The sequence below is a fragment of the Mitsuokella sp. AF33-22 genome (assembly GCF_003475755.1).
Lineage (GTDB): Bacteria > Bacillota > Negativicutes > Selenomonadales > Selenomonadaceae > Mitsuokella.
In genome coordinates this window covers 15,737-29,094 of record NZ_QRQA01000015.1, presented here as the reverse complement: position 1 = coordinate 29,094, position 13,358 = coordinate 15,737, and the positions used below count along the sequence as shown (strand labels likewise).

The 13,358-nt window shown below is 57.9% G+C and carries 12 protein-coding genes; 10 read left to right on the top strand and 2 right to left on the bottom strand.

The features are described from left to right. Nucleotides 1-103: 103 nt before the first annotated feature. The 8 genes from hisC (at nucleotide 104) to DWZ54_RS09815 (ending at nucleotide 5,897) form a co-directional block, all read left to right on the top strand. Nucleotides 104-1,141 (top strand): histidinol-phosphate transaminase, encoded by a 1,038-nt coding sequence (gene hisC / locus DWZ54_RS09850; RefSeq protein ID WP_233541683.1) that lies wholly within the window; start codon nucleotides 104-106, stop codon nucleotides 1,139-1,141. Continuing rightward, entirely contained in the window at nucleotides 1,138-1,728 is a 591-nt protein-coding gene (gene hisB, locus DWZ54_RS09845; protein ID WP_118475939.1) for an imidazoleglycerol-phosphate dehydratase HisB, read from the top strand. The genes hisC and hisB overlap by 4 nt, the downstream gene beginning before the upstream one ends. A 12-nt stretch (nucleotides 1,729-1,740) precedes the next feature. Next, complete coding sequence (gene hisH, locus DWZ54_RS09840; RefSeq protein WP_118475937.1) at nucleotides 1,741-2,352, top strand: imidazole glycerol phosphate synthase subunit HisH; 612 nt, start codon at nucleotides 1,741-1,743, stop codon at nucleotides 2,350-2,352. 168 nt (nucleotides 2,353-2,520) lie between these two features. Further along, nucleotides 2,521-3,252 (top strand): 1-(5-phosphoribosyl)-5-[(5-phosphoribosylamino)methylideneamino]imidazole-4-carboxamide isomerase, encoded by a 732-nt coding sequence (gene hisA, locus DWZ54_RS09835; RefSeq protein ID WP_118475935.1) that lies wholly within the window; start codon nucleotides 2,521-2,523, stop codon nucleotides 3,250-3,252. Nucleotides 3,253-3,257: 5 nt separating this feature from the next. Next, complete coding sequence (gene hisF, locus DWZ54_RS09830; RefSeq protein WP_118475933.1) at nucleotides 3,258-4,016, top strand: imidazole glycerol phosphate synthase subunit HisF; 759 nt, start codon at nucleotides 3,258-3,260, stop codon at nucleotides 4,014-4,016. Between the two features lie 8 nt (nucleotides 4,017-4,024). Next, nucleotides 4,025-4,735, top strand: a complete 711-nt coding sequence (gene hisIE / locus DWZ54_RS09825; protein WP_118476030.1) for a bifunctional phosphoribosyl-AMP cyclohydrolase/phosphoribosyl-ATP diphosphatase HisIE — start codon at nucleotides 4,025-4,027, stop codon at nucleotides 4,733-4,735. Nucleotides 4,736-4,739: 4 nt separating this feature from the next. Further along, nucleotides 4,740-5,492 (top strand): SagB/ThcOx family dehydrogenase, encoded by a 753-nt coding sequence (locus DWZ54_RS09820; RefSeq protein ID WP_233541678.1) that lies wholly within the window; start codon nucleotides 4,740-4,742, stop codon nucleotides 5,490-5,492. A 9-nt stretch (nucleotides 5,493-5,501) separates the two neighbouring features. After that, complete coding sequence (locus DWZ54_RS09815; protein ID WP_118475930.1) at nucleotides 5,502-5,897, top strand: hypothetical protein; 396 nt, start codon at nucleotides 5,502-5,504, stop codon at nucleotides 5,895-5,897. 488 nt (nucleotides 5,898-6,385) lie between these two features. Here the strand turns inward: DWZ54_RS09815 and DWZ54_RS09810 are convergent, their stop codons facing one another. After that, nucleotides 6,386-7,237 (bottom strand): Rpn family recombination-promoting nuclease/putative transposase, encoded by an 852-nt coding sequence (locus DWZ54_RS09810; protein ID WP_118475928.1) that lies wholly within the window; start codon nucleotides 7,235-7,237, stop codon nucleotides 6,386-6,388. 1,079 nt (nucleotides 7,238-8,316) lie between these two features. Here DWZ54_RS09810 and DWZ54_RS09800 point away from each other — a divergent pair. Both DWZ54_RS09800 and DWZ54_RS09795 read left to right on the top strand, forming a co-directional pair. Continuing rightward, nucleotides 8,317-9,369, top strand: a complete 1,053-nt coding sequence (locus DWZ54_RS09800) for a hypothetical protein (RefSeq protein ID WP_118475924.1) — start codon at nucleotides 8,317-8,319, stop codon at nucleotides 9,367-9,369. A 221-nt stretch (nucleotides 9,370-9,590) separates the two neighbouring features. Beyond that, nucleotides 9,591-11,360, top strand: coding sequence for an autotransporter outer membrane beta-barrel domain-containing protein (locus DWZ54_RS09795; RefSeq protein WP_118475922.1), 1,770 nt, complete (start codon nucleotides 9,591-9,593; stop codon nucleotides 11,358-11,360). Nucleotides 11,361-11,884: 524 nt separating this feature from the next. On the opposite strand, the gene DWZ54_RS09790 is transcribed toward DWZ54_RS09795, so the two are convergent. After that, nucleotides 11,885-13,306, bottom strand: coding sequence for a sodium:alanine symporter family protein (locus DWZ54_RS09790; protein WP_118475921.1), 1,422 nt, complete (start codon nucleotides 13,304-13,306; stop codon nucleotides 11,885-11,887). Nucleotides 13,307-13,358 lie beyond the last annotated feature (52 nt).

The following is a 13,358-nucleotide window of genomic DNA, read 5'->3' as shown; positions in this document are numbered from 1 at the left end:
GGATGAACAAATGCATGAGAGATACCGAGATACTGAGATATTGAGATACGATGAGGGGGAAAGGGAATTGACGAACTTCAACTATCGCGAAGGCCTTGCCGATATGCCGTCCTACGACGTCGTCGAACGCGACTGGGACATCAAGGTCAATGCCAACGAATGCAATATGAACATGCCGCCGCTCGTGGCGGAGCGCGTGATGAGCCGCCTTTCGTGCGTGGCCTTCAACCGCTACCCGAATGAGGAGTACGACCTCCTGCGTGAGCAGATCGCGCGCAACTTCAAGCTGCAGAAGGAGAACATCCTCATCGGCAGCGGCTCGAGCGAGATCATCGAGAAACTCTTCTACTGCTTCGGCGGCTCGCCTGCGCACAAGATCGTCTACCCGCAGCCGTCGTTCTCGATGTACACGATTTACGCAAAGGCCGCCGAGGCCACGGGCGTGCCCGTCGACCTCTCGCCGGTGGATTACTCGCTTGACATCGAGAAATTCGTGCGCACGGTCAACGACGAGAAGGCGTCGCTTGCCGTCATCTGCAACCCGAACAACCCAACGGGCAACGCCTATACGCTCGACCAGATCGAATACATCGCGAAGAACATTTCCTGCCCGTTCCTCGTCGATGAGGCCTACATCGAATTCTACGGCCAGACGGCCACGGGCCTCCTCAAAAAATACCCGCACCTCATCATCGCGCGCACGTTCTCGAAGGCCTACGGCCTTGCCTCGTGCCGCGTCGGCTACATGCTCGCAAGCCGCGAGATCGTGGCGATGATCGACAAATCGTACATGCCGTACCACATGAACGTCCTGTCGCTCGTCACGGCCGACATCTGCTACCAGATGCGCCAGGAATTCATCCCGCACATCCAGATCATGATCTCGGAGCGCAAGCGCATGCAGGAAGAGCTCAAGAAGCTGCCGGGCGTCACGGTCTACCCGTCCGAGACGAATTTCATCCTCGTGCACTATGCCGAGGCCAAGGCCCTCAACGAGCTCTTTGAGTCGAAGGGCATCGGCGTGCGCCACTTCGGCGAGGCGCCGGGCCTCAAGGACTGCCTGCGTATCTCGATGGGCCGCCGCGAGGAGAACGACACCTGGTACAATTATTTCAAGGCATTCACGGAGGGCAGAGCATGAGTATGCGCACGGCAACCGTCGAACGCAAGACGGCAGAGACGAACATCAAGCTTATCCTGAACCTCGACGGCAACGGCCACGGCGTCATCGACTCGGGCATCGGCTTTTTCGACCACATGCTCAACCTCATGACCTCGCACGGTCTCATGGATCTCACGCTGGCCTGCGACGGCGACATTGACGTCGACGGCCATCACTCGGTCGAGGACATCGGCATCGCGCTCGGCGACGCCTTCAAGAAGGCCATCGGCGACAAGAAGGGCATCCGCCGCTACGGCACGTTCTACCTGCCGATGGATGAGGCGCTGGCCTTCGTCTCGCTCGACATCAGTGGCCGGCCGTACCTCGTCTACGAGGGCGGCGAGATGGCCCCGATGATCGGCGGCTTCGACACGGAGCTCACGGAGGAATTCCTGCGCGCGTTTGCCGTCCATGCGGGCATCACGCTGCACGTCCGCGTGCTCTACGGCAAGAATTCGCATCACAAGGTCGAAGCCATCTTCAAGGCGCTCGGCCATGCGCTGCGCATCGCCGTCGAGGACGACCCCCGCGTCGAGGGCATTCCTTCGACCAAGGGTTCATTGTAAGGGGGCGGAAGTATGATTGCAGTAATCGATTACGGCGTGGGCAACCTCTTCAGCGTCGAGAAGGCCTTTGCGGCACTCGGCGCCGATGTCCGCGTCACGAGTGACGAGGCGGTCATCCGCGCGGCCGACAAGATCGTGCTGCCGGGCGTCGGGGCCTTCGGCGATTGCATGAAGAACCTCGAGGCAAGCGGCCTCATCCCGGCGCTCCTGGACTGCGTCACAAAAGGCAAGCCGCTGCTCGGCATCTGCGTCGGCCTGCAGATTCTCTTTGACGGCAGCGAGGAAAGCCCGGGCGTCCGCGGCCTCGGCCTCATCCCGGGGCTCGTGAAAAAGATCCAGGCCCCGGGACTCAAGGTGCCGCACATGGGCTGGAATTCGCTTGCCATCCGCGAGCCGCGGCAGAAGGCGGACCTTTTCGCAGGGCTCGGGGAGAAACCCTACGTCTACTTCGTGCACAGCTACCACGCCGTGCCCGAGGACCCCGTGGTCATCACGTCCGTGACGGAGTACGGCGAGCAGCTCACGGCATCCGTCGCCAAGGGCAACGTCCAGGCTACGCAGTTCCACCCTGAGAAATCCGGCAACGTGGGCCTGCACATCCTGAAGAATTTTATCGAAGCATAAGAGGCAAAGCTGAGAGGCAGCCATATACAGGAAAACGAGAACGGCGAAGCGGCTGAACGTGATTTCGGCCGTTTGCCGTTTTTTCGGAAGAAGACATACGGGACGAAACCATACAAATGGAACAATGGAACAATCAGCAATGAACAGCGAGAGGCAGGGGGATTTCCGATGATTATTTTTCCAGCAATCGATATCCGCGGCGGAAAATGCGTGCGGCTCTTGAAGGGGGACTTCAAGCAGGAGACGGTCTTCTCGGACCGCCCCGAGGAAATGGCGAAGAAATGGCAGGCACAGGGAGCGCAGTTCCTGCATCTCGTCGACCTTGACGGGGCGCTTGCGGGCGAGTCGCGCAACCTCGAGACGGTGAAGAAGATCCTTGCGGCCGTCGACATCCCCGTGGAGCTCGGCGGCGGCATCCGCACGATGAAGAACATCGACGACGTGCTCGCGCTCGGCGTGCGCCGTGTGATCCTGGGGTCCGTGGCCGTGCGCGATCCAAAGCTCGTGCGGGAAGCCTGCGCGAAGTACGGTGACCGCATCGTCGTCGGCATCGACGCGAAGGACGGCATCGTCGCCGTCGACGGCTGGGGTGTCTCGGGCGATGTCGAGGCCACGGCACTCGCCAAAGAGATGAAGAAAGCAGGCGTCAGGACGATCATCTACACGGATATTTCGCGCGACGGCACGCTTTCTGGCGTCAACGTCGAGGCCACGGCCAAGCTTGCGCGCGAGAGCGGCGTCGCGGTCGTCGCCTCGGGCGGCGTCAAGTCGCTCGCGGACATCGAGGCCCTGAAGCCGCATGAAGCGGACGGCATCGAAGGCGTCATCGTCGGCAAGTCCATCTACATGGGCACGCTCGACCTCGCGCAGGCTATTGAAATCGCGGCGAAGGAGGACTAAAATATATGTATACAAAACGCATTATTCCTTGCCTGGATGTCAAGGACGGTCGTGTCGTCAAGGGCACGAACTTCGTCGGGCTGCGCGACGCGGGCGACCCGGTGGAGCTCGCGGCCCGCTACGACGCCGAACGCGCCGATGAGCTCGTCTTCCTCGACATCACGGCCTCGAGCGACGACCGCCAGACGATGGTTCAGGTCGCGCGCGACTGCGCCTCGCAGGTGTTCATTCCGTTCACGGTGGGCGGCGGCATCCGCACGGTTGAAGACATGCGCCGCATGCTGAAGGCCGGCGCCGACAAGACGTCCCTCAACACCGCCGCCGTCAAGAACCCCTCGCTTCTGCGCGAGGGGGCCGAGCGCTTCGGCCGCCAGTGCATGGTGCTCGCCGTCGATGCGCGCCGCGCGGGCGACCACAAGTGGGAAGTCTACGTCAACGGCGGCCGCACGCCGACGGGGCTCGACTGCCTCGAGTGGGTTAAAAAAGCCGTCTCCCTCGGTGCCGGCGAGATCCTCTTGACGAGCATGGACGCCGACGGCACGAAGGACGGCTACGACATCGAGCTCACGCGCGCGGTATCGGAGGCCGTCGATGTGCCCGTCATCGCCTCGGGCGGTGCCGGCAAGCTCGAGCATTTCTACGATGTGCTGACGCTCGGCAAGGCCGACGCCGTGCTCGCGGCTTCCGTCTTCCATTACGGTGAGTTCACGGTCCGTCAGGTCAAGGAATACTTGCAGTCCCGCGGAGTGGAGGTTCGATTCTGATGGAACAAATGCAAAACAACGTCGATATCTCGATGGTCAAATTTGATGAAAAAGGCCTCGTGCCTGCCATCGTGCAGGAGGAGAACGGCCAGGTGCTCATGCTGGCCTACATGAACGAGGAATCCCTCAAGAAGACGCTTGCGACCGGCTACACCTGGTTCTTCAGCCGCAGCCGCCAGAAGCTCTGGCAGAAGGGCGAGACATCCGGCAACGTCCAGCGCGTGCGCGAGATTTCCTATGACTGCGACGGCGACACGCTGCTCGTGCGCGTGCACCAGACGGGCGTGGCCTGCCATACGGGCACGTACACCTGCTTCTCGGGCCGCAAGCTCGCGGGCGAGGAGCAGAAGGGCATCGCCGTCATCCCGCCGGAGAAAAAGGCCAACCTCGCGACCGTCCTCTACGACCTCTACAACGTCATCCAGGACCGCCGCGTCAACCCGGTCGAAGGCTCCTACACGAATTATCTCTTTGAGAAGGGCCAGGACAAGATCCTGAAGAAAGTCGGCGAGGAGGCCGTCGAGACGATCATCGCCTCGAAGAACAACGTGCGCAAGGATATCGTCTACGAGATGGGCGATCTCTGGTACCACTGCCTCGTGCTGCTCGCGTACCACAACATCTCGCCGGAGGAGCTCTTCGCCGAGCTCATGGGCCGCCGCAAAGGTGCCAGCTACCATAAATTCACGGGCAAGACAGGCGTCCGCCCGAATCTCTGAGGTGATGATGTTGGATCTTTCGCTTGAAGAACAGTTCATGGCCGGCACGACGCTCGAGCACTGCCAGGATGTGCCGCTGCAAGAGGGCGTGCCCGTGCCGGCCCCCGAGAAATACGTGCCGCCGCAGAACGGTAGGAGCTTTGTGACGTTGCCCGAGCCGGATTTTTTCCCCGACATCAACGTCAATTTCCTTGAAACCATTGAGCTGCGCACCTCCGTGCGCCAGTACCAGCAGGACGAGCCCATCCCCGTCAAGGAGCTCTCGTATCTTCTCTGGTGCACGCAGGGCGTCAAGATGGCCCTGCCGAACGGCGGCAGCATGCGCAACGTGCCGTCGGCCGGCGCACGCCACGCGCTCGAGACGTATCTTTTCGTGCAGCGCGTCGAAGGGCTGAAGCCCGGTTTCTACCGCTTCCTGCCGTTTGACCACGCGCTCTTGCTGCTCACGGACCTCGACAAAGAAGCGTTCCTCGCGGCCTTCCCGGGCCGCCGCATGGTGGAAAAGAGCGCCGTGACCTTCGTCTGGTCGGCCGTGCGCGACCGCATGACGCACCGCTACGGCCCGCGCGCCTACCGCTATCTCTTCCTCGATGCCGGCCACGTCTGCGAGAATCTCTATCTCGCGGCGCAGACCGTCAAGACCGGCGTCTGTGCCGTTGGCTCGTTCGACGACGCGGCGCTCAACCAGGCGCTGGCGCTCGATGGCCGCGAGGAATTCGCCATCTACGCCGCGACGGCCGGCAAGCCCATGCGCTGAGGTGAGAGCATGAACGTATATTCACTTTATTTTTTCGTGCTGATCGTAATCATCGGCGTGTTCGGCCTGGAGATGTACCATTCCCTGCACCGCTCGTCCGTCGTCAACCGCCTCATCCAGGCCTACAGCGACGACGTCCACAACTCCGCGCTGCTGCCGAAGATCTACGCCGCCTGCCAGTCGGACTGGAAGCTCCGGCGCATCATGAAGAAATACGAAGCGACCCCCGAGGACTTCGCCAAGATCTACCACAAGCTCCTGATCTGGGGCAACTTCCGCAAAGGCCGCCGCTTCGTCCCAATCTCTTCGTTCTTCTACGTCTACACGCTCGAGTACCTGCTCAAGCACAAAAACGCCGACGCCAAGCAGCTGACCATGAAATGCATGAACTTCTTCCATATCTGACCAGCATTTCCGGTCCGTGCGCCTGACACAATCCTGTCCGCACCGCCGGTACGTCATAGAAACCGAAAAATCCTTCTTCCGCATGCCGGAAGAAGGATTTTTGCATCCAAAGCCTTCCCCAAAGCCTTCCCCTCTGGGGAAGGTGGCAGCCGATAGGCTGACGGATGAGGTTGAGGGAAGGTGCCCGAAGGGCGGATGAGGTCGGGGAGGCAACGCTTCGAAAGAAAAGCCTTCTCCGCGCACGGAGAAGGTGGCCCGCAGGGCCGGAAGAGGTCCGTGGGGACGTGTGCAGCTGAAGCAACAAGACGCAGGGGATTTTCTTGCATGGTAACTCCGCGCACGGGCGCGAAGCGCGGGATGCCGGTGGCATCCCCGGGAAAGGTGGCCCGCAGGGCCAGAAGAGGTCCATGGGCAAAGTACTTTGAATGGAGAAAAAGCCATGCTCAAAATACGAACATGGCTTTTTCGCTTTTGTATTAAGGGACTAGTCAGAAGGCCAGACCGTTGTCTTTGGCGATTTTGCGGATCTCTTCAAGTGAGAGGTTGGTCGAGTCGGTGATGATGCCTATTGGAAGGCCTTTTTTTAAAAGAGACAGCGCGATCTTCATCGAGGCTTTGCGCTCGCCATCAGCGAAACCGTCTTCTTTTGCGACTTCGAGCGCGCGTTTCTGATCCCATTTGAAGTTGACCATATCGAACACCTCACTTTCGTTCTTCTGGAAATAATCTGCTAATATGTCATGTGTCTTGCAGTAGGTAATGGCTTGACGTATGGCAATTTTGAGCTCAAGTCCGTCTCGGAGGCCATCGCGGACTTTCTGTACGAAGATGCTGCAACAGCGAAGCTCGTAGCAGGAATCAAGGAGCCTATTTTGGGTGGAGTAGTTGATGTTGTAACAGTTGACGACGAGCTCAAGGGAATTGGTTGCGTGAGAGAAGGCACTGGAAAGATGGAGTTCCTGGTAGTCGGGTTCGTCGTGACTGCCGTTGTAGAAGACGTAGAATTCCGGCGCGGGAATGGGGATGAGACGCGAGCGGTAGACGAGCTCCCGGGAGTCGAGCTGGCGGCTGTAAAGCTTGGCGATGTACCAGAGCATGCGCAGCGGCATGTTGGGATTCCATGAGCTCTGGTGTTCCATGAGGATGATGTCGCGGTCGCCGATGCGGAAGCTGATGTCATTCTTGATGTCGTTGAAGAACACACCGCGCAGCGTCGTGATCGTGATGTCCTTCGGAGCAACGCTGCGGCCGGTCAGGGCCGTGTAGAGGCTGGCGAGCCGCCGCTTGTCGTTGAAGATGTGACGGAAAAGCGAATCTTTGTAAGACCGTTTCGGCTTCATGGCAGGCACCTTTTCTTTTTGTCTTTATTATATCATATAAAACGAAAGGTTGTCAGGGGCTGGAGGCAGCTAGCAGCAAGACGCTGCGGAATGTATTCCGGCTTCGTCGCGCCGCTAAATGTGAAAGGACAGGGATGAGGGCGCAACGATGCGCGGAGTCGGCTGGCTAAACAAGTTTTCCCCTTGGGGAAAGTGGCCCGCAGGGCCGATAGGGGATTCAGCAGGTATTGGCGTTGCTGCTCGATGAAATGAGATTGTGATACGTGATGTTTGTTTACACGGAAGCACTATGATTCTGCGAGCAGGTACCCCTTCAGTCAGCTGCGCTGACAGCTTCCCCAAGGGGACGCCCAAAGCCGTCCCCGCGCACGGAGAAGGGGGACCGCGCAGCGGTAGAAGAGGTCCATGGGCAAGGCGCTGCGGGATGTATTCCGGCTTCAGCGCGACGCTGAATGGGGACCAATCTACTACGAACGACAAAGACAGCTCGCCGCCTGCCGCGGCGTTCTGACATTCAGCGCAAAGGATTTTTTTTGTTGGGTCCCAGCCCTGCGGGCAATCGCTCTGCGCCTCCAGGCGGAATACATCTCTCCGCTTGAGTTATCTACATCGAAGCGAAGACTTCTCCATAGCCTTCCCCTTTGGGGAAGGTGGCAGCCGATAGGCTGACGGATGAGGTCGGAAAAGGTGCCGAGCCTGCGAGGCGGAAGAGGTCCATGGGGACGTGTGCATTTTAATTATCAGCATGCAGGTTTTCCTGCATGGCAGCTCTCACGGGATTGTTAGTCCTGTACCACAATACAAAAGTTTTATGAATTTTATTTTTATGATGTCTGAATGCAAACAAATCCTTGTGGCGACTTGATTCTTGCCTCAATAGCGATGTCTTCACGAGAAAGACTATGAAAAATTGACTAAAATTTCATTAGAATAAGATTAGGCTTGTGGATAAGAAAGAATCGATATTTAGCACTGTTTTTTTTTTTTGATATGTGCTACAATCCTCCCAGTTTATGTAGAACGAGAGCCATGATGATGTAAACCGGATTTACACCATATGTATTATGGGAGGGTTTCGTATGAATCGAAAAAAAGCAAAACAGCTGCGGATCATGCTGGCTGTTATGGCCGTTACGGGAGGATATGCATTCCAGAACCATGCCTGGGCAGCGGAGGCGTTTACCGGCCATCCAGGAGATTATACGGATTTTGTGGAGTATCAGGGAGAGATCATTCCTCCTGCCGACGTAAAATCCGAATATACCTTTGAAAAAGGAGTTTTTCTCAATCGTCCTACGATGGAAGATGCCTTTGCTGTGTCCGACAGTGCACAGAACATGACGATCCATGTGGGGAAAGCCGACGGGAGAACATACGATTTCGAAGCAGTCGGATACAATCGGAGTTTCCGGAGTGTAAATGGCAGACTGACCATAGATGACAAAATTGATGGGAAATCTGCGGGAGCTGATTATCATTTCTATAATGATGCGAAAAGCAGGGACAAAGTATTTGACGATGATTTAACTGGCCATTCTGTAAAGACTCTGTATTTTAGTAACAAAAGCACATCTTCCATTTCCGGTCATTCGGTGACTATTGATTCTATTAACAACAATACATCGGCGAATAGTCCACTGGTGCGCAGCCATGGGATATTGGGACAGGATGCTAAGAGTGTCAAATTCAACATGACCGGAGATTTCAATCTGGATAATGAGCAGCGCGGCATCCATATGGATCAGATATATCAAGATGGGACGATGGAGTTTCAGGCAAAGAATATCAATGTTACCTGCAGCACACCCAATGAAAATCTTGCTTATTATTCTGTGGGCGTCTATGCCTACGGATATCCATCCACAGCGAAACTCACAATGAAAGCAGCAGAAAATCTGAATGTTAACGGCTACAGCACAGCCCTGCAGGGAATGGGATTGGTGGACATGTCTCTCAGCGGCCGGAACCTCACTCTGGATGGCAATCCTCCGGTAGATGGCTTCCGAGGGATATTTTTAAACGGTGCTTCCACAGACGACAGCAAAATCACGCTGGATGCACAGGATACCTTGAAGATCATTGGTGGTACCGGAGAAGGGGATACGGGATACAAGATATTACCGGTGCTGTAACGGGAACGGCTCAGAATATTACCGTTTCCGGGGCAGATGCAGCTCTTTACAGCCGGTATGAGGGTGCTATTGCGCTCAATGCCGACAACAATCTCATCAACGGAGAAGTGAAAGCGCTGGACGGTAGTACCATTACTTTTGATGGGAAACATCAAGATGGAAGTGGCACTGTACGGATTCAGAATGCAGGGGCAGCAGGCGTTCTTGCAGGAGTCGAAAAAGTGAAAGATGATTATGGCGATTATTTCGGGCTGTCCAATGTAAATATCAAGCAGAATGCCATCATCAATGTTCACGAGGATCTGAATGATCTTAGCTACCAGGATAAGGATTACGGGGATGTCGATGCTTCGGCGCTGGCGGCACTGAGCGACGGAACGATCACCGTGGACAAGGCCAAAGGCATCTACGGCAATATCATGGCGGATATTGATACTGATATCGATGAAACCCAGGCAACGAATCTGCCGGCAGGAACCATTGATTTGACTACGGCGGAAGGCGGCGAAATCAAGGGCAATATCTCTGCTGGTCATGGTGGCACTGCCAATATCACGCTGAAGCAAGGCGATTGGGAAGGCCGTGGCACTGATTATCAGAATACCGATACGGCCGGAACCTTGAATCTGACGATGCAGGATGGTTCAATCTGGCATATGAAGGGCGACAGCTCTCTGACATCCCTGACCAATACGTCTTCTGTGGTGGATATGAGGGCTAATGATGCGTACCAGACGCTAAACATCGGTACATTCGACGGGCAAGGCGGTACGTTCCTGATGAAGACGGACCTGGACAGCCAGACGGATGGCGACAAAATCAACATTACTGAAGCTGCGGCCGGCAGCCAGGGCAGCGTGCAGGTTTACGACAAGAGTTTCCTCACGGGCAAGGAGGTGACCGGTGTCAGGAATCTGCTACTCATCACGGATGAAAGCAGGAACGCCGTATTTGCCGGCAAGTCCCTCGATAAAGGCGGGCTCTGGGATGTGACACCGACCATCCAGCGCGGCGATACGGTAAAGGATGCGCAGGGGAATGTCGTTGGGAAAGAGACGGAATGGTACCTGACGAAAATCCAGAAGAGCATCAACAAGGACACGAAGCCGCTGCTCGGCGCGGCCGATTACGCCTACGGCTCGTACCGCATGGATATCGAGACGCTGCGCCAGCGTATGGGCGAGCTGCGGTTCCTCAAGGACAAGCAGGATGCGTCGGGCATTTGGGCGCGCATGTACGGCGGCGAGTTCGATGGGCCGGGCTACGACAGCCGCTATCACGCTTTGCAGCTCGGCTATGATTACGCGGCGGATCCCAAGAGCTTCTACGGCTTCTTCGGCGAGCGCGGCATCGCTTCGCCGCATTACGACTACGGCACGAGCAGCAACCATTCGCTGGCGGCTGGTGTCTACGGCACGTGGTTCGGCGACTCGGGCGTCTACACGGACGCCGTGGCCAAGTGGGGCCGCGATGATGTGGACCTTCATACGTTCGGTTCGTACCCGGATCAGGCGAATTACCGCACGCGTGCGGCGAGCCTGAGCCTCGAGTATGGCAAGACGATGAAACTCAATGACAAAGGTGTCTTCATCGAGCCTCAGGCGCAGCTTGTCTATGGCCATCTCGGCAGCACGCATTACACGACGGCACGCGAGAAGCAGGTACACATGGACGACTACGACAGCTTCATCGGCCGCGTCGGCTTCGTCTTCGGCCGCCGCACGCCGGATGCCGAGAAGCCGCTTGACTACTACCTGCGCCTCTCCGCGCTGCACGAGTTCGGCGGCCGCCGCGCGATGCATCTCTCTGCAGCCGACGGCGAGACGATGGACTGGTCGCGTGACTACGGCAGCACCTGGTACGAAGCCAGCCTTGGCGGCACGTACCGCCTGAATGACCGCACGATCCTCTACGGCGACGTCCAGCGCTCGTTCGGCAGCGACTGGCACAAGAAATGGCAGGGCAACATCGGCATCAACTGGCAGTTCTGATAGAAAAAAAGACGCAGCAGGCATCACGCCTGCCGCGTCTTTTTTTGTTGTTGCTGCGAGCCGTCACCCCTTCAGTCAACTACGCTGACAGCTTCCCCAACCTCATCCTCCCCATTGCACGAGCCTCAAGCTGTCCCCGCGCACGGGGAAAGTGGCCCGCAGGGCCGAAAGGGGTCCATGGGCGAGGACCTGCACATATTTTGATTTACATCAAAATGACACGTTGCTGCGAGCCGTCACCCCTTCAGTCAGCTGCGCTGACAGCTTCCCAAAAGGGGACGCTATCTGCACGAGCCCCAAGCCTTCTCCGCGCACGGAGAAGGTGGCCCGAAGGGCCGGAAGAGGTCCATGGACGAAGTTCCGCGCATATTTCAATTTGCATGGAAATGGCAAGTTGCTGCGAGCCGTCACCCCTTCAGTCAGCTGCGCTGACAGCTTCCCTAAAGGGGACGCCATTGCACGGGCTGAAAGCCTGGGGACGCGAAAGGAGCTGCCGTTTGGCAGCTCCTTTTGGGTGGGATGTATTATTTTTCGCGGTCGACGCCCCAGGCGTGGACGCCGCGTTCGTCGCCTAAGATGGCGGGGTCGAAGACGGGCTCCTCGACGCCCTGTTTTTTCTGCTTGACGTAGTCAAACAGCGCAATGCGCGCGTATTTGGAGAGGCGCGCGACGGCGTAGAGGTTTGTGAGGCAGAGGAAGCCCATGAAGAGGTCGGCGAGGTTCCAGACGAGGGAGAGTTCGGCGAGGCAGCCGAAGAGAACCATGAGCACGACGCCGATGCGGAAGATGGTCAGGGCCTTTTTCGTATTGCCCTCGAAGAAGGCGATGTTGATCTCGCCGTAGTAGTAGTTGCCGACAATCGAGCTGAAAGCGAACATCAGGATGAGGATGGCGACGGCCGCGGGGGCCATGGGGCCAAAGATGCTCGCGAGCGAGGCCTGGGCGAGCTCGATGCCCGTGAGGTCGCCGCCGATTGTGTACTGGCCCGTCAGCAGCACGATGAAGGCCGTGGCCGAGCAGACAATCCAGGTGTCGACGTAAACGCCAAACGACTGCACGAGGCCCTGCTTGATGGGGTGGGTGACATCGGCCGTGGCCGCGGCGTTCGGCACGGAGCCTTCGCCGGCTTCATTCGAGAAGAGGCCGCGCTTGACGCCCGTGAGGACGGCCGTGCCGAGTCCGCCGCCGACGGCTGCCTGCGGCGAGAAGGCGTCGTGGAGGATCAGCGCGAACATCGAGGGAATCATGTCGATGTGCAGCACGATGATGACGAAGGCCGTCAAAAGGTAGAGGCCCGCCATGATCGGCACGAGGAATTCCGTGAATTTCGCGATGCGCGTCATGCCGCCAAAGATGACGAGGGCCGTGAGCACGCAGAGGAAGACGGCCGAGAGCAGCGGGTCGATGCCGAACGCCGTCTTCGCGGAGAGCGCGATGGTATTGGCCTGGACCGAGACGTAGATGAGACCGAACGTCACGGAGATCAGGATGGCGAAGAGCTTGGCGATGCCGGGCTGGCCGAGCGCGTTCTTGATGTAGTACGCGGGGCCGCCGTGGAATTTGCCGTTGCCGCGCGGCAGCTTGTAGATCTGCGCGAGCGTGCTCTCGACAAAGCCCGTCGCACAGCCTAGGAAGGCGATGGCCCACATCCAGAAGACGGCGCCCGGGCCGCCCGTGACGATGGCAATGGCGACGCCCGCGATGTTGCCGACGCCGACGCGCGAGGCCGTGCTGACGCAGAAGGCCTGGAACGAGCTGATGGCGTCGCCTTCGGTTTTCTTGCCGATGCCCTCGGTCAGGAGGCGCAGCATCTCGGGCAGCAGCCGCAGCTGCACGAAGCGCGTCGAGAACGTGAACCAGAGGCCGCAGCCGACGAGCACGACGATGAGGACGTAGGACCAGAGTACATTGTTGATTGCATTGACAATCGAGTTCAGGATTTCCATTTCATCAAACTCCATTTCTGCCGGTGATCCGTTTTAAACTATAAAAAAATAA

Excerpts from the sequence above, each read along its gene's own strand:
- hisC (WP_233541683.1), top strand. The coding sequence starts at position 104 with ATGCCGTCCTACGACGTCGTCGAACGCGACTGGGACATCAAGGTCAAT.
- hisB (WP_118475939.1), top strand. The coding sequence starts at position 1,138 with ATGAGTATGCGCACGGCAACCGTCGAACGCAAGACGGCAGAGACGAAC.
- hisH (WP_118475937.1), top strand. The coding sequence starts at position 1,741 with ATGATTGCAGTAATCGATTACGGCGTGGGCAACCTCTTCAGCGTCGAG.
- hisA (WP_118475935.1), top strand. The coding sequence starts at position 2,521 with ATGATTATTTTTCCAGCAATCGATATCCGCGGCGGAAAATGCGTGCGG.
- hisF (WP_118475933.1), top strand. The coding sequence starts at position 3,258 with ATGTATACAAAACGCATTATTCCTTGCCTGGATGTCAAGGACGGTCGT.
- hisIE (WP_118476030.1), top strand. The coding sequence starts at position 4,025 with ATGCAAAACAACGTCGATATCTCGATGGTCAAATTTGATGAAAAAGGC.
- DWZ54_RS09820 (WP_233541678.1), top strand. The coding sequence starts at position 4,740 with ATGATGTTGGATCTTTCGCTTGAAGAACAGTTCATGGCCGGCACGACG.
- DWZ54_RS09815 (WP_118475930.1), top strand. The coding sequence starts at position 5,502 with ATGAACGTATATTCACTTTATTTTTTCGTGCTGATCGTAATCATCGGC.
- DWZ54_RS09810 (WP_118475928.1), bottom strand. The coding sequence starts at position 7,237 with ATGAAGCCGAAACGGTCTTACAAAGATTCGCTTTTCCGTCACATCTTC.
- DWZ54_RS09800 (WP_118475924.1), top strand. The coding sequence starts at position 8,317 with ATGAATCGAAAAAAAGCAAAACAGCTGCGGATCATGCTGGCTGTTATG.
- DWZ54_RS09790 (WP_118475921.1), bottom strand. The coding sequence starts at position 13,306 with ATGGAAATCCTGAACTCGATTGTCAATGCAATCAACAATGTACTCTGG.